Below are 17017 nucleotides of genomic sequence, written 5' to 3'. Positions count from 1 at the left end.
TTATGGATCTTGTCCTGCAAATACGGATAATACGTGAAAATTAGAGTTTATATTTGCTAGGTGGTATCACTGCAGGATGAAAACGCAAGATCCTTTCACGACCTAGAGGGGCCCTATTATAATAATCTGTGATAGTTGAACCTTCCTGAAAATGGAAGACGGGGGTTTTACTTAAAGTCGGCCATTTTTCTTAAAAATTATTACTTGACCTATTCCCCATTATACGCTGGCACCCTAAACTTCTGTTCCATTTACCAATATTTGGATGGTGCCTGGCACCCTAAGTTCTAGTTTCATAGCGATTCATTCTAACTCCTCCTCAAATAGAAATAGCCCTAAGTCCAAAAATGGAATTAGGGCTGATATTTATCTTATTCACTTTTATAATATAAGCTTATTTTTCTATTTGATTCGGATTCCCTTGTTAATAGAAAAGCCCTGTGAAGATTTCTCTCCACAGGACATTTCAAACTAAAGCATTATATCACTCTAAATGAATGATGGGCAGGCCCCACTTTTTTTAATTTAGTCGATATTTACTAAAGTACCTGCTGCAGCTGCATTACCAGCAAGGTCAGTTACCTCAGTTGCTTTTGCATTGATTTTCGCATTCTTAACTTGCTTATTAGCTGCAGTTACAGTGATAGTAAGAGTATCAGCATCAGTTGTTGCAGTTGTTGCAGTAACTGTTACTGCACCTCCACTAGTGATTGCGAAATCTGTATTTGCATTTGTTGTATCAATGCTAGAAGCCAAGTATGCTTCAGAGAAATCTAATGTAAGTACATCTGTTCCACCTGCAAGTGACGCTTGAGCTACTGCAGCTGCTGCAGAAACTGATCCGTTACCGTTAGTTACTGAAGCAGTTACTCCATCAATAGCATCAATAGCTGCTGCAATTAAAGTTGCAGTGTTTGAAGCAGCAACAAGTGCATCGGTATTATCATCAGCAAGAGTTACAACAATAGTATCACCTGTACGTACTGCTGAAAGTGTATCGGCATTGTTGTCTGCATTTGCTACGATTTCAACAGTTAATGCATTACCAACAGCACCAAGATAGCTTACATTTTCTGCAGCTGCTGTTACAGTGATTTCTTTATTTGTTACACCTGAGAATAACTTTAGTGAAGCTGCTGTTTGTACAGTTGATGCAGTAAATGTCGGTAATGATGTATCAATTCCACCAACTTTACTTAAATAAGTTCCAGATTCAGAAGCTTTATTTCCATCATTGTCTTGGATGAATGAAGCGTCTTTCTTAACATATACTGAGTACTCATCACTAGTAGAAACTTGTGTTTCATCTAGATTAATTTCAAGTATATTGTTAGTAACCGCTGTAGTATACTTATCAACTGATAAGATTGCACCAGTTCTTACGTTTTTAACTATTAAGTCATATTTATAGTTAGCTGCAGGTGCAGTTGCTAAATTTTCACTGAATGGTAGCTCAATAGTATCAGTAGTTGTAGCTTTGATATTTAGGCGTGTTTGTGTACTTCCAAGTTCTACAGTTGGTTTTACAGCATCATGGATTGCGAATCCAGTCTGTGATTGAACAACACCATTACCGGAAGTTGTAGTGATTTTGTTATTTGCTGCTACAGCCAATGTAATTGCCGTAGGACCAGTTGTATCAAATAAACCAGTTTTATTAAGATTACCTGTAAGATTAATTGTAACAACATTTGATCCGTCAGTGTCTACAGAACTTACTGATACCCCAGTTCCACCAGTAACTACAAAGTCAGAAGCTACAGCCTTACCGATTGGTTGATCAAACTTAACTTTCACAACACCTTTAGCAGTCATTTTAGCAGGTTTGCTGTTAGAATTTGAGTCATAGGCACCAGTTATTATATTAGCCAGTGTAGTATTAACAGCAATATCAGCGCTTCCGAAGTTAGAGATAATGTTACCTGCAACATCTTTAAGTGCTAATAATTTAAATGCAGTTACATTTGCACCTTTAGCAGAATCGTTAATTCCAACTAATGCATTGTCAATGTATTGTGGGAATACAATACGTACTGCTTTTCCATCTTGTGTTGGACTTACTTCTGTTCCACTTGGTAATTGTTGTGATTTGTTGTTAATTGTTACCAAATAGTTTTTGTGATCTGCAAGAGTAGCTAAATCCATTTTTTCATCAAAGTTAATGATTAAAGTACGAGTTGCATTGTTTGCAGAGTTTGAAGTATAACTTGGTTGAGTTACATCTTCACCATTTAGTGTAGTTGTAAAGTCATTCATTGTGTTTTGTAATTTAGTTGTATCTCTTACACCCACAATTTTTAAAGTATAACTATCATCTAATGAATTATAAGTTTCAAGGGTAAATACTTTAGATGATGTTCCATCTGCACCTGTTACTTGTTTAAGAGGTACGATATCTCCAGCGCTATCAGTTAGTGTAAAGTATTTTACATCTTCAATCTTAACTTGTTTGCTAAATTTAACAGTAATATTTTTGTCATTTAACTTGTTGATGCCTACTTCAGTAACTTCCGGACGAGTTTGATCTACATCTGCTTTCACTTTCACTTGAGTTTCAGTGATTTTGTTGCCAGTGTAATCTTTAACTCCTTCTACATTTAATGTAGTTTCATATCCTGGAAGAGCGTTAGCAGTGAAATCAAACTTGAAAGTATCTGAAGTAAGTTGAGTTACACTTCCAGCAGCTTTCTTGTCTGTTCCAGACATCCAATATACATTACCTTTAGTTACTGTATCTGGATCTACTTCTTCACTGAATGTTACAGTTACTGATTCAAGAGTTGCTTTTACTTCTTTAATTGTTGGAGCTGTAGTATCTTCTACTACTTCAAATTCAGATGTTGATGAAAGTGATTTAAAGTTAGCATAGTCTTCTACACCTGACACTTCTAATTTATGTGTTCCTACAGAAAGATCAGTAGTAGTATAAGGTTTTAATACTAATGAACGTCCTCCTTCAGTTACTGAACCGAAGAATGATTTTCCATCTAGTTTAAAGTTGTTTACAGATGCTGTTTTAATTGGCTCTGAGAACGAAACTTTAATTGCTTTTGTTCCAAGTGATCTTACTGATTCAACAGCTGGTAAAGTGTTATCTACTGGAGTGAATGCAACACCAGATGCGCTTACAGTCTTGTCTCCAGCTTTTACATTTTTAACTGTTACTTTGTAAGTGTGTTGGTTTTGAAGTACATTACTGTTTACTTCTTTAACAGTAAGACGTACTGATTTACCATCAGCAAGTACTGTAGCAGTATCAAGTTGAACAGAACTATCTACTGAGTATTTAGATACATCTTCAGCAGAAGTCACGTCAACTGTTCCATCGAACTCAACAACTACTTCTTTAAGGTTAGTTGCACTTACCCCCACATCCACCACCCACGTTTAATATGCCAATAAATTTTCCATACTTATAATTGGATTAAATTTTATGGAGGGGAAAATGTTGAATTTAGAAGATTACGAGTTTCAATGGTGTAAGGAGCAATTCTTTGATCATTTAAGAAGATTAGATTATTCGTGGGAGACGTTGAAGGCTTATGAGAAGGATATGCAGTTTTTTAAAAGGTTTATGTTGGTAAAGAAACAGGAAGACTATTTCCTGATGAAAAGTATTACTAAGGAAGATTTGCTGTTGTTTATGGATTTCGGTAGGGAGATGAAGCATAAGCCAAATACGATTGCTAGAAGAATTTCGACTTTAAAGTCATTTTATAAATTTTTAGTGAATGAGTTGGATTATCCGATTGATGTGGCAGCTAGGATTAGATTGCCAAAGGTATATATTCCGTTGAAGGATATTTTGACGGAGAATGAGGTGAAGCTTTTATTGCATCGAGCGAGTGAAAAGGATTCTTTTTATCATCTCTTTTTTAGCATTATCTACTATACTGGTTCTCGGCTTTCGCCTGTTCGAACATTGGAGAAGAAGAATGTATTATTGGAAGAGAAAATCTTTTATTTTCCAAAGGTAAAGGGCGGGAAAGATCTCTACTTGCCGATACATAATAATCTAGTCAATTTAATTAAGCAGCATTATCAAGATCCTTTTATTCTTGATAATCGCTATGTTTTTCCATCTAGAAAGTTCCCAATAAAGCCAGTTAGTGCGGCAGATATTCGACTGAAGCTCACAAATCTTGTTAAAGTAGTAGGGATTAACAAGAAGGTCACTCCCCATGCTATTCGTCATTGCACCGCGACACATTTAACGATAAAAAAAATCGATCAAAGAACCATTGCAACTATCCTTGGCCATTCCGATCTTCGTTCAACACTAAGATATCAGCATCTATCCATTGAACATTTAAGAGAGCCTATTAATTATTTGTAAGGAAGTGCATGAATACACTTGTGGAATTTTTGAAAGATTAAAAGAAAAAAATGAAATTAATGATTCCAAAGTTTCAAAGGATAGGCTAATTGCAGGAAATGCGTTTTTAAAAATAAATGAACTGGATGCAGGGTACTATTCATAGTCATGATTGATAATAATAAAATGGAGCCATCTCTTTGTTTAAGAGCTGGTTTTTATGTTAATAATGAGAGTATTTAGATTGCGAGGAGAGATAAAATGGAACAATTCATAAACTTTATGTCAACTACTCTTACAAACATTCACGATTATATAATACTATTTACTGAAACGGTAGGGCTTAAGATAAGTGATAAAGTTTTACATTTTTATATTTTGGGAATAGTAGGGTTGATGATCTTCGCATTGGCCGACATGCTATTCAAAAAACTAGCAAAATGGAGTATTTCCTTTGTTACTTTTACTTTTTCATTAACATTAGTAATGATCATCGCATTTGTCATTGAAATGGAACAAAAATGGACAGACAGTGGAAATGTGGAGTTTATGGATATCATTTTTGGTTTATCTGGATTTATGGTTATTCTATCCATTTATCTTCTTATTGTTTCGGGGGTTAAACTTTTCGTAAAGAATAGTAAAAGGAAAAAGTCTAAATACTATTATATTAATTAAGACGAAGCGGTTAATGAACATCAGTTGTGATTTCTTTGGACCTATCGTGCAAGTGTTATTAATAATTACACTAAATCGAATACCGATACTTAGATACAAAGCCACATCGTACGAGAGAAAAATTCTTTTTATCACCTTTAAAGTACTATCAACTATAACTGGTTCACGGTTTTAGCTCATTATAATAGAGTCACTCTAATCAAGAAAACGTGAGTTACTCTATTTCTGATTACAGCCATTGAAATGTACTACCTCTAACATACCATTTACCACCAAATGACAAAAGTGTACCAAAGAATGATGGACTGTTTACCACTGCAATCATTTTGGTTATCAAAGATAAAAAAACTGATTTATTCTTAACGAGGTCAGCCTTCTGCAAACAGTCCAAGTTAACTCTTGTATTACGTAGTAGATTCATACTACGCAATAAATATCTTTGGTGATTTTGCAAAGGAATTTACAGAAACAAACTCTTCTGGGTGCTGGTATAATGTTTGATAATAGTTCTGAATCATCGTGTATATCCATGAATAAACATACAATATTTATGTTTGCGAATTAAGGTACTAACGGGCAGGATAGCGTAATAAGATAACTATTGGGGGGGCATATGGACAAACATAGAAAAATAGATAAGCATTTTGGAATAAAAGTTAATAATCAATCAGTAAAAATATTGAAATTTAAAATGGATAGCTATTATGATGATTACGAGGATAACGAAATAAATACAATAGAACTAATAACTAAAATTCCTCATGATGCATTTAACCATCAGGAAGTTTTGATTGATATAGATGGTGTAGATTCTATTAAAGCCACTTGGTGTGGGGGATTCTCTCAACCAGGACTAAAAAGATATATTTACAAAATATCGAAATAAAATTACTTTCTTCTTCAACTAACGGGTGCTTTAATACAACAAGGAATAAAATTTCAGAGCAAATAATATGCAAGAATTTATGCATTTCTTATATATTCAGACTCTTTTCCATTCATAAAACATGCTGCAATAAACAGCATGTTTTGATTAACGAATACATTATTAAAGGGAAGTATAACGTAACATATGTATAAGAAGAACAACTAAAAAGAAGGTCATTTGCTGCGCAGTACAACGATACTGCGCAATAGAAAGGATGAATCTTTACTAACCCAATGAAATAGGGATAACTTTCACAGTTATTTTTGCGCCTAATTATACTTCAAATTAAGATTATAATGATTATCCTGGTAAGCATTTTTAGTGTTATTTTACTATTTAAAAAATGCCTTCCCGACCTTCGTTTGCGACGCTTCTGGTAGGGGCGGGAAGATTGCGTTACAATCGGATTATTGAAGCGAGTTTTTTGTAATATTATGTTGAAGAATGTTAAAGTGGATGGTAAATTTAAACAGTGTTTAAATTTTATTAGGGGGAATTATTTGAGATTAGACAAGGTGATCCTAGGGAATTTTAGATCTTACAAGCAAAGAGTTACTGTAGATATTAATGATATTAAACATTAGTAGGAAAGAATGATATTGGTAAATCAACAATATTAGAGGCATTGGAGATTTTCTTTAATAATAGTTTTGTTAAGATAGGGCATGAGGATTGCGTGTCCATTCTGAAAATCAATAAATTACAATTGTATTTATTTTTTCAGATATCACTTCTAGCCTCGTTTATCGATTCTACTTTCGAAAGCAGCACTACAACAAGAATCCTTCTTAATGGTGAAAATCTTCTAGAAATGCATAAGGTATATGACTGTAGTAAAGAAGCTAACATTTATTTAAATAATTCCTCACATAATAGATTAGTGGTTTAAAAGGATAGGCATTGTAATGGTAAAAATGGAAGGTGTAAAAAATGGATACAAATAGAGAAATTATAGAAGAAAAGGACGAAAAAATTGCACAACTAGAAAGAAAATTAATAGAATTTATGGAAGCACAACAGCAAAGTGCTGCTACTATTGCGATAGATCATAATTCAAGATCTTTTTCTCCACCGAAAGGAATATTTAAGTCTTTCTTAAAGGCTGGTGGATTGAAGAATATTTTAATCATGGTCATCGTTATTTTTTTAGCTTTAGTCATCGCTTTAGGAGTAATTCGGCTATTTACGAACAGTACCTTCAAACAAGAGTCAGTTACGTTTGTTGAACATGTTCAGGAGCTAGCCACATTGGCAACAGCTGAAGCCCATATGAAAGTGGTTATAAAACAAGAGGATAATAAGTCTTTCTGGATCAAAAATCTGCCAGGAACAAAGCGAGAACTACTATTAGTTGTACCTGCGACAGTTATTGCTGGTGTTGATTTGAAAGGGATTACTTCTGAGGACATGATTATTAATGAAGAAACAAAAGAAATAGATATTACCCTTCCTCATGCAAAGCTCATCCAGGAACCATCAGTGCAGATGGATAAAATACTAAGCCTTGACAGTGTTGGGGTTTTCCGTAGTGATTATACAATGGATGAGGGGATTGTCAAGGTCGCTGAGGCACAAAAAAAAGCTCGTCAAGAGGCCAACTCTATTGGTTTACTAAATACTGCAGAGAAGAACGCAGAAAAAGTGCTAAAGGAATTTTTTAAGAATATTGGTTATACGGTAAATGTCACGTTTAACTAATAGGACGGCCTGCCCATATTTCTTGGGACAGGCCGTTCTGTCATAAACTGGGGGAGACATAGAAGTTTGTCGATTCAACTTATTGTAGAAATCGACAGAAACTTATTTATTTGAAATACTAGTGTTTCAAAAGATCGTAAATGGATAATAATGGTGTAAAATGTAAATGTAATCTACTAATGATTGGGGTGATTTCATGTTAAAAAATCTATTTAAAAAGAAAACAGATCTTGATGAATTATCCTCATCTTATATTGATGAAGTCGACAAAATTGAAATTGAAGAAGAACTAACTAGTTGCTGATTTAAAAGATGAAGCAGAAAAACTAAATGTTGAAGATATAAACCAACACGTAGAGCATTTCACAGAGGAAAAGTTTTGGACTAAGGTTCAAAAATTTTCTAAAAGAGCTGGAACTTCTGTAGTCTACGCCGTTCTATTACTTTATTACACACTTCAAAAACCAGATGTACCATTAAAAGTTAAAGCAACCATTGTTGGGGCTTTAGGTTATTTTATTTTACCTCTAGACATTATACCTGACTTAGCAGTTGGTGTAGGATATGCTGACGACTTAAGTGCTGTAATATTCGCTTTAGTTCAAGTAGCTTTATATGTTGATGATGAAATTAAAATGCAAGCCAAAAATAAACTAAAAGATTTATTTGGTGAGAATGTAGATACAACTGAGATTGATAATAAACTAGGTAGATAATGATATTATAAGTCTGTTTCCAAGTTTTCGGGAAGCAGACTTTATTTTCTTGCATTTGTAGTGAAGACTCCATGTAGTGACATTCCAGATTTTCCAGTTCCAAAAGGACAGGTGGCTCAAAATTTGATGATTGGTGTGGCTCAAATTGTAGTTATCAAAAACAATGAAGTTTGGAATACCTCTATCATTCATTCCCATCTTTTCAAACGTTTGTTAAAACCAAGCTAAAGCCTTACCACACATAGGCTAAAGCCAGTACAATCAATCATTTGATTAATATTTGATTCATACTTAAACTGACAAAATCCGATAGAAGTGTGAACTTGTCCGATAGACCTGCAGATTTTGTCTGATAGAATCCCATTTGAGTCCGATAGATTGACTGTTCTGATCGAATTATTACAATGAGTTTTTAAAACCACCTATTGTGTACAGTTGTTTGTACGCGGAGTACAAGAGAGTTGATGATTCCTTCTGTTTTCTCTCTTGGAACCTTCATATAGACTAAAATTCCATTTATTCGACTGTTTCCTACTTATATCCGTAAACCTAATAATAAAAGCAGCCATCTCTTTGTTAAAGAGGTGGTTTTTATGTTAATAATAGGAATATTTGGATTAAGGGGGAGATAGAGCACTAGTCCTTTTTGTATTTACCTTTCGGATATATGGATTGAATTGAAAATTATTCCACTTGGAGTATAGAGAACGAAGAACTAATAATTATTATGGAATAAAATTACTGATAAAGCGTAAACGGAATACGCTTTTTTAGTTTATAATTGCGATTAAACAAAGGAAATTCTTTTAATTTTAACGAACTTCTAATTATGTAGGTATATGTTAGGAGTGTGTTTGAATTGATTAGAGAATTTACTTTAGAAGACAAGGATTACATTATTAAGTCACATTATTCGTTATATAAAGATGAGTATGGCTATGATATTTCATTTAAACAGTTTGTAGCAAATAAGATTCAGGAATATACAGTTAAAAATGATCCGAGAGAAAGGATTTGGTTAATAGAAATTGACAAAAAATTATATGGCTCAATTTCTATAAGCAAATATGATGAAGTTACTGCACAGTTAGGATTATTCCTTGTTGATCCGGTATTAAGGGGAACAGGCATGGGGAAGAAACTAATCCAAACAGCTATTGATTTTTGTGTCTCCAATAAATTTAATAAGCTTATTCTTTGGACTAATGCTGATCTTAAATCTGCACGTCATATTTACAAAAAATTTGGATTTACTAAAGTAGAAACAAAAGAATCCTTCCTTTCGAATGTTAAAATGATTGAAGAAAAATGGGAATTACAACTGGAAAATCCGGTTGATAATGAGAATTAGGTATGGAATTAATGAAGGGATCAACCTAAAGTGACTCTTTTTTTATCACATCAGGAACATCAAACTATGCAGTTCTTCTATTAAAATACTAATGGTTTTAAAGGAATACCCTAAAAAAAGAATATATTAATGAGTTGAGTTTAAAGCATGTCTAGAATGATTAAGTTAACAGTGCACCTGTAAGGCTTTTTTTGTCGCATCTGGATGATAGTGCGCAATATAACTTCTTGAATGTTAATCTCTGTATTTACGTTTCTTCCGATGAATGAAAAAAACAATGACGATGTAAATTAAAAATAGCACTGTACAACCTAAACCAAAATACAGAGAGAGAAGCTGCTGAACTAGGTAAAAGATACCTTTTGAGGTTATAAAGGAAACATAAGCTAAGGTTAAGCTTAGAAGCCATAATGCCGCCCCGAAAATTAATAATATTTTAGATTTTTTATACATATGGATGCACCTTCAGAAAATAGTAGTTCGGTTTTTGGGTTTGTTTCCAGATTCATATTATCAGATTTACAATGGAATTGGAAAAATCTACTGATTGTTTCTCCTTTCGTATATAATAATCACATAGAATTAAAGGAGTGTTCCATATGGAATGTGGAGTATGTGGTTATAAAATCGATTACGAAAAAGAAAACTGGATTTTTTTTGATTACGAACTAACAGAACCAACATATGAAATTACTTCAGAAATTTTTGATGAGATAATATGTGAGCAAATAATAAATCATGCTTTATCATTATCATATAAACCTGACACTATTTATATTGATACATGGTTTCCTGATACACATTTATGTGAAGGATGTTTTGAAATAAAGAAGAATATAATAGATGGAATGTCGGCTAAAATACTAGAACATACAAAATTAAAAGTAAGGTTTTTCTTTTAAGCGGTCATCATTATTATGATGGCTTTTTATGACGGAGTTGGACAAAAAGCCATCATGTTATTTTTTGTAAAACACATATTTAATTTATAAATAACTTTGGAGTTTATCAGTAGCCAGTTGGCTTTTTTTATGTAGCGGTTGGAACAAACTGCTCATTTAAACCCAAGCATGTGGTAACATAGATTTTTTATTTAAAGCTAGAATCTAAATAAAGGGGTAATTGGTTGCAATACTTTAAGAAAGAGCTTTACATTAATCACTCACACGATGATGAATGGATTCAAAATATGAATGAATATAAAAGAGTACTTAAATCAATGGAAAATCGTTTCTCTAAAAAAGTATTTAAATTTATATTAAGTAAAAGTTTTCATGACTCTGAAATACTAAGTATTGAATTAAAACATCAAAATAAAGGGAAATATCCACTAGAGGTAATAATTAAAGTTTGCGATGGGGAACAGATGTGGAAAATCACATATAAAAAGATTACTAGGGTTTCACTTAATATTCCTACAACGGACGGTGTTTCTCATTTTGGGTTATGGGGTTACAATGAATTCTTACCAGTAGATGATGAGGTTATTTCTCATGAAATTATGATGATTCCTCAATGCGATACAATAAAAATTGAATTTAAAAATAAAAACATCTATATCGAAAAAATTACTTGAGTTTTTTTATGTAAATAATCATTGAAACAGTGGATAGACAGTTAAAGCCAAAATTTAATGTAGACTTTCTTTATGTCACATACGGAACATTATGTATAACAACATATTTATCAACCTTGTATTCTAGGTACTATTCTAGATTTGACTGATTTGTTCTTTAAGAGTACTTGTAAATCATCTAATCAAACGTTTGATCAAACTATGCAAAGCCTTGCCACACAAAGGCTAAAGTTAGTTCAATCAAACGTTTGTTTGAAAAAAATAAAGATATGCTATCTTTTAGTAGATGTTTGTTTTATAGGTTATTTAACTCTAATTACTCTTAACGATTCTTGTTTAACTACACTTCATGGTCCGCAACTTTTTTCTGACCCCAGCTTTCCATTCCTTTACTGTTGAAAGGGAAACTTGTTCTTTTTCAGCTATTTCCTTTGTCTCTAAATGATCTACATACGTATAATGTAACCATTTTCTCTGGTTAGGAGTAAAGGAGCGACGTAGAATTAGGGGCAAGAGAGAATCCTCAGGTGCATGGCAGGTAACAGGACTTTGGAAACACTCCCAAAACTCCTCGGTTGCATAAATATTTCGATCTTCAAGCTCCCTCTCCTTTCGCAATTCATCTTTGATTTTACCCATAATATATACATAGGCATAGCAGTCAAAAGATCCTTTGTTAGGATCGTAACTAATGCTTGCTTTCCATAAGCCAATCCGTCCTGCTTGGAAGAATGCGTCATGATTTTTGTAAATATGTAGTCGATCGATGATATGATGAATCATCCGTGTATAATTGTGTAATAGTTGTTCAAAAGTATCCAATTGGGCTTCCTTTCTAAAAGCGCTTGACCCATGTGTTCCCGTGGATGCCAACTATAGAAAGAATCATCTGTTCATCTCAAATTCAGTTTTGATCATACTAATGTATAAAAACGTTTAAATGTCGATTATTAAACCAAATTTGGAGGCTTTTCGGACATTCGGGAATTTCCCATCGCTTTTATTAAAATAGAATAGCTTTAACTCGTAATCATCTACTAATCAAGGTGTTGTTAATAAATCAAAATTATAATGACCAGTGGAATCTTTGATAAGTTGGTATCCTTTTTTTGATTCATGAGGGTTGGGACTAGAACTGTTCCCGTTCTGTGATGAAATGTCGATTAGTTGCTTTGCTGACGTTATTTTGTCGTTAAAGGCTTTTAATCTGGAGTCAACGATGATGGAATGCCCATTATAAAATAGGACTTCGGTCTTTCGGTCGAGTGCTCTTGTATGTTTAATCTGCATTGGATTAAACCAAATATTATCCATCTTATGGGGTGACGTAATCGGAAACATACAAACACCTTGGTAAGGGTTTAGGATAATCGGACATTTTTTTGTTTTTCGCAGAATGAATCTTGCTCCCGTAACAGCTCCTTTTAAATTAAACCCGATGTAATTAAGGGTTCCCTCCAAGAGTTGTGAAGGAGACTTGTTTACTAAGAATGATCCGTTTTCTACCATGACCCTAGTACAAAGCATACCGTGTAATGCATACTCCCCTTTGATTAGAAGGGTCTTTTGATTAATAATGTGATCACTTTTTATTAGCATTCGTTCTCCACCTTTTCTCATTGATATTTAGTATGACCTTCTGGATTTGGCCAATCGCCCCCGAGTTTACATTTGTCACACCTCCTTAAATGCTAGACCCTCTAATGATGAATTTCACATTTATTCTGTATTCAGTTGATAAAATGAAAAAGGAAAGGTTTGTGAACATGGTTCATTCAAGCTTCTTCCAGTTGTTCCTTTCAAAAGGAACCAATCTTCATAGAGATTGCCCACTCCATCAAAGCCCATTTCGTGAATCTCCTCAAAATATAGCTCTTCAAACTTACGGTTCACGATTCCATAAAAATAGGCAATAGGCTTTTTAACCGCACTCGTTAATTTCAATTTGCGGATCAGCTGCTTAAAGGACTGTATTGCGATGGCAAGAACTTGTTCGGTGTCCTTTTCACGATTATTTCGATAGGCAGCGATAGAAGCCATTTTCCAATACTCTTCAATGATTGTTGCTTCAGGGAAATAGTATTTCACAACATTTATAAATGGAGAAGGAACTTTATCACTAGTAAATGTGCTATCAAGCTCCGTTTCATTACGTTTAGTTATCTTTTGTTTAATAGTTTTAATAAGATTATTAGATTCAATATGGTGGCTCATTTTTTCCGCTTTAGGTGGTTCATTCTGAAGAAAACGATTAAAGATATACAGATTACTAGATTGGGAACCATTTTTTCTTTCCGTTTCATGAACCGTCAATATCCCAAGTGACTTTGCTTTTAAAACCATTCTTTTAAAAGTAGAGCGGGAAATTCCATTTGCATTGTAATCCTCATGAACCGCTTTTAATAACGTACCAATTTTTGCATTACAAACCCCAGGAACCTTCGCAGAAAACCGAACAAGCCTTTTCAACCCAATTAATTCTCCTTTCGAAAATTTCTCCTTACAAACTGAAAGCCACATCTCCAAATGATGATTAAACTCCTGAAGAGAAGAAAATAAAGAAAACGAAGTAAACTGATCAATGCAATTTGATTTAAGATTCACCCTCTTGCACCGCCTTTCACCTATTAAATAGGGGAAACACGTAGAAAAAGACAGGGTAAATTTTGGCATATTGTTACAATTTTGTGAATCGATAGGGATTTATTTGATGCCTGCGGATAGAAAACGCTGGAATGGAGAGGTTTGTTCTAGTAATCGTTAAGAAATTTGTCGAATCATATAAATTCCAAAATACGACAATCTTTGCTAAACTTAATTTTGGATATCGAAATAGTCACAAATAACTATTTTATTATAATAGCTATAGTGAAAATGTAGTTCTTTCGTTGTATCTATTAGGTTAATAGTCATATGCGCCTTTTCTTTTTTCAAAGAAGGGGTTTTGTCCATGTCTCGCTAGAAAACTATGTTAATAGTTTTTAATAATAATTAGGAGGAAAATTTAAGATGAGTAAGTCCTACAAGAAATTTTTAGCTGCATCCGTTTCAATGGCAGTTGTAGCAAGTACAGTAGCACCTGTTGTACCTTTTAATGTTCTATCAGCAAAGGCTGCTGGAAAAGATTTTTCCGATGTGAGTAGCGACAAATATTACTATGATGCGGTATTAAGCTTATCAGGAAAAGGTGTTATTAATGGCTTTCCAGACGGTACGTTTAAGCCTGATGCTGAGGTCACTCGTTCACAAGCGGCTGTCATCATTGCAACTTCATTAGGATTAAAGGATGCAGCTGTTAAAAACCCAGGATTTAAAGATGTAAAGGAAGACAAATGGTACTATAAATCGGTTGCTGCTTTAGTTGAAAAAGGGATTATTAGTGGTTTTGATAAAGAAACCTTTAAGCCAGACAACACAGTAACAAGAGCAGAATTAGCGAAAATGCTGACGCTTGCTTATAATTTAAAGGCTTCTACAAGCAAATCATCATTCACAGATGTTCCAGAAGATAAATGGTTTGCTAACTTTGTAAATACATTAGTAGAAAATAAAATTACTCAAGGGACAACAGCCACTACTTTTGCACCAGGTAAAGTAGTTACAAGAGGCCAAATGGCTGCGTTTGTACACCGTGCAGAAGGTACTGTTGCGAATGTTTCAGTATCTACAGTTGAGAAAATTGCTGATGGTACTGTAACGTTAAGTGGAACTACATATACATTAACAGATGCAACAAAAGCGATCTTTAATGTAGAAAATGCAGCGGTTCTAAAGAATGCCATTGTTAAATTTATTCCAGAGAATGGCGTCATTAAGAGTGTGATAGATCTAGAGATTAAAACAGGTGGAACCGCAAATAGTGCTTTCGTTTTTGATGGAAAAAATGGTGTGATTGAAGGAAATGTTAAGATCTCTGCAGATAATGTTTCTGTTAAAAACTTGACGGTTAAAGGTGATTTTGTAATCGGAAAAGAAGTAATAAACAGTTTCTTTGCTGATAAATTAGCTGTTACTGGCAAAACAACGATTGATGGTGAAACACCAGTTTCTGCAGCAAGTGATAAGTTTTATCAATCATTAAAAGCAAAAGTGTCAATAGCTGCCTTCAAAATGGCAACTGTTACTTTCACAAATATTTCATTCAATAATTCAAACCTTAGTGCGGTAGATGTAAAAAAAGCTAATGTTAAAGTGGAAGCAAAAGGTGCAACAACCGTACCTGAGCTTAATATCTATTCGAACGCAACGATTACAGCTGACCAAGGTATTGTCATTCCACAAATCAGTCTAATGGCTGGTGCAAGCCAAGTAGACCTTAATGCCAATGTAGGAGCATTAACGATTGGAAATCCAAATGCTATTACAGTAACGGGTTCAGCAACAATTGGAAGTGTGAATATTCCTGGAGCATCTAATGTAAACCTAAATACAACAGGTGAAATTAAACAAATACTTGCTGAAAATAAAGATACTAAACTTACATTAAATGCAGCAACGAAAATTGGAAACCTTACTCTTCCTGAAGGTGCAAAAGCTTCTGACCTAATCAGTAACTATAACCAAATTAAACAAAACATCGAGCAAGTAGGTGGCAGCAAGAATCCTGATGCAACACCTGCGCCGACACCAACACCTACTCCTGCTCCAAGCACTGGTGGAGGATCAAGTGATAACAATACAACACCACCAGCGGACACAACTGCTCCAGCGGCTGTGACAGGGGTTAGTGGAACAAGTGTTGATACTAATAAAACTGGTAAAGACGGCGTACAGAACGTAATTACTTGGAATGCAAGTAGCGCGTCAGATTTGGCTTATTATGAGGTATATCGTACAAGAAATGCTGACGGTAAAACAGAAGCAACTTTTGTAAGTAATAAAATCCCAGCTACATCTACTACATTTACTGATGTAACAGCGATATCTGGCACGTATTACTACACGGTATTTGCTGTAGATACCAGGGGTAATAGATCAGATATATCAAATATTGCTAGTGTTATAGCTGCTAAGGATCAAATTGATGCACCAGAATTATCTGCAACTGCATCACCTGGCTCTTTAACTGGAACTACAAAAATTGAAGCAACACCTGCAACGAATAATCACTTGATGATTAAAGTATCTTCAATACCGGTTATTACTCCTGATGTTGGAGACAAAATAACTGAAGGAACAGATGCTGTAGATTATGAATCTGGTACAGATATTAATGGTGTAGATGTTGAAATTAATAAATATGTTGCAGTTTACGAAGTTGGGAATGCCGATGGGAATGTAGTTAAGTTCAAATTGATTACGCTTAGTGCCGGTCAAATTAATAGTGACCAAACTGAGGTAACATATACAGTAACATTTGATGTAGAGGGTGCAACAACAACAGCTACAACAGATGCAAGTGGTAACGTAAGTTTACCAGCTGCACCAACAAAAGCTGGACACACATTTAAAGAGTGGAATACAAAAGCTGATGGAACAGGTGATAAGGTAACAGCGGCAACAGTATTCGTAGTAGATACAACAGTGTACGCTATCTTTACACAGAATCAAGCAACACAAACATTAGCTGAAGCAAAAACAGCAGCGGAAGGTGCGGTAGGAACATTTGCGCCAACCAATGCAACTACACAAACGGAACTTGAAAATGCAGTAAAAGCAGTTGTAACGAATACAAACTTCACAGTAACTGTAGAAGGCTATACATTAACACCAGCAACAACAGAAGCAGCAGGTAGTTTAGCAGCCACAGTGAAAA

At 34.2% G+C, this 17017-nt stretch carries 13 protein-coding genes and 1 pseudogene; 10 read left to right on the top strand and 4 right to left on the bottom strand.

All coding sequences use genetic code 11. The features are described 5' to 3' along the window. Positions 1-525: 525 nt before the first annotated feature. Complete coding sequence (locus ACFSO7_RS09625; RefSeq protein ID WP_377877088.1) at positions 526-3372, bottom strand: Ig-like domain-containing protein; 2847 nt, start codon at positions 3370-3372, stop codon at positions 526-528. A 73-nt stretch (positions 3373-3445) separates the two neighbouring features. Here ACFSO7_RS09625 and ACFSO7_RS09620 point away from each other — a divergent pair, with 73 nt between their 5' ends. The 9 genes and pseudogenes from ACFSO7_RS09620 to ACFSO7_RS09580 all read left to right on the top strand — a co-directional run bounded on the left by ACFSO7_RS09620 (position 3446) and on the right by ACFSO7_RS09580 (position 11262). Next, positions 3446-4336, top strand: a complete 891-nt coding sequence (locus ACFSO7_RS09620; RefSeq protein WP_377877087.1) for a tyrosine-type recombinase/integrase — start codon at positions 3446-3448, stop codon at positions 4334-4336. 240 nt (positions 4337-4576) lie between these two features. Further along, positions 4577-4993 (top strand): hypothetical protein, encoded by a 417-nt coding sequence (locus tag ACFSO7_RS09615; RefSeq protein WP_377877086.1) that lies wholly within the window; start codon positions 4577-4579, stop codon positions 4991-4993. A 613-nt stretch (positions 4994-5606) separates the two neighbouring features. Beyond that, on the top strand, positions 5607-5879 hold the full coding sequence (locus ACFSO7_RS09610) for a hypothetical protein (RefSeq protein ID WP_377877085.1): 273 nt from the start codon (positions 5607-5609) through the stop codon (positions 5877-5879). 631 nt (positions 5880-6510) lie between these two features. Beyond that, positions 6511-6810 (top strand): annotated as a pseudogene (locus ACFSO7_RS09605) (AAA family ATPase); the annotation flags it as partial. Positions 6811-6851: 41 nt separating this feature from the next. Next, the gene (locus ACFSO7_RS09600; protein WP_377877084.1) at positions 6852-7619 is read left to right on the top strand and encodes a DUF4230 domain-containing protein; all 768 of its coding nucleotides are present in this window, start codon (positions 6852-6854) and stop codon (positions 7617-7619) included. 341 nt (positions 7620-7960) lie between these two features. Continuing rightward, the gene (locus ACFSO7_RS09595) at positions 7961-8335 is read left to right on the top strand and encodes a YkvA family protein (protein ID WP_377877089.1); all 375 of its coding nucleotides are present in this window, start codon (positions 7961-7963) and stop codon (positions 8333-8335) included. A gap of 859 nt (positions 8336-9194) precedes the next feature. Continuing rightward, the gene (locus ACFSO7_RS09590) at positions 9195-9686 is read left to right on the top strand and encodes a GNAT family N-acetyltransferase (protein WP_377877083.1); all 492 of its coding nucleotides are present in this window, start codon (positions 9195-9197) and stop codon (positions 9684-9686) included. 599 nt (positions 9687-10285) lie between these two features. After that, entirely contained in the window at positions 10286-10588 is a 303-nt protein-coding gene (locus ACFSO7_RS09585; protein WP_377877082.1) for a hypothetical protein, read from the top strand. 224 nt (positions 10589-10812) lie between these two features. Next, positions 10813-11262 (top strand): hypothetical protein, encoded by a 450-nt coding sequence (locus tag ACFSO7_RS09580; RefSeq protein WP_377877081.1) that lies wholly within the window; start codon positions 10813-10815, stop codon positions 11260-11262. Positions 11263-11598: 336 nt separating this feature from the next. On the opposite strand, the gene ACFSO7_RS09575 is transcribed toward ACFSO7_RS09580, so the two are convergent. From ACFSO7_RS09575 to ACFSO7_RS09565, 3 genes are all read right to left on the bottom strand, one after another. After that, the gene (locus tag ACFSO7_RS09575) at positions 11599-12084 is read right to left on the bottom strand and encodes a sigma-70 family RNA polymerase sigma factor (protein ID WP_377877080.1); all 486 of its coding nucleotides are present in this window, start codon (positions 12082-12084) and stop codon (positions 11599-11601) included. A gap of 219 nt (positions 12085-12303) precedes the next feature. After that, positions 12304-12861, bottom strand: coding sequence for a competence protein ComK (locus tag ACFSO7_RS09570; protein ID WP_377877079.1), 558 nt, complete (start codon positions 12859-12861; stop codon positions 12304-12306). A 120-nt stretch (positions 12862-12981) separates the two neighbouring features. Then, positions 12982-13866 (bottom strand): hypothetical protein, encoded by an 885-nt coding sequence (locus ACFSO7_RS09565; protein ID WP_377877078.1) that lies wholly within the window; start codon positions 13864-13866, stop codon positions 12982-12984. A gap of 405 nt (positions 13867-14271) precedes the next feature. On the opposite strand from ACFSO7_RS09565, the gene ACFSO7_RS09560 reads away from it, so the two are divergent. Continuing rightward, a partial coding sequence (locus ACFSO7_RS09560; protein ID WP_377877077.1) for an S-layer homology domain-containing protein occupies positions 14272-17017 on the top strand: 2746 nt, incomplete at its 3' end.

Source organism: Bacillus sp. CGMCC 1.16607 (assembly GCF_042683745.1).
Classification (GTDB): domain Bacteria; phylum Bacillota; class Bacilli; order Bacillales; family Cytobacillaceae; genus Pseudoneobacillus.
This window is presented reverse-complemented; position numbering and strand designations above follow the sequence as displayed.

Coding starts and splice junctions, on each gene's coding strand:
- ACFSO7_RS09570 (WP_377877079.1), bottom strand. CDS start 12,861: ATGCTAATAAAAAGTGATCACATTATTAATCAAAAGACCCTTCTAATC.
- ACFSO7_RS09585 (WP_377877082.1), top strand. CDS start 10,286: ATGGAATGTGGAGTATGTGGTTATAAAATCGATTACGAAAAAGAAAAC.
- ACFSO7_RS09620 (WP_377877087.1), top strand. CDS start 3,446: ATGTTGAATTTAGAAGATTACGAGTTTCAATGGTGTAAGGAGCAATTC.
- ACFSO7_RS09610 (WP_377877085.1), top strand. CDS start 5,607: ATGGACAAACATAGAAAAATAGATAAGCATTTTGGAATAAAAGTTAAT.
- ACFSO7_RS09600 (WP_377877084.1), top strand. CDS start 6,852: ATGGATACAAATAGAGAAATTATAGAAGAAAAGGACGAAAAAATTGCA.
- ACFSO7_RS09615 (WP_377877086.1), top strand. CDS start 4,577: ATGGAACAATTCATAAACTTTATGTCAACTACTCTTACAAACATTCAC.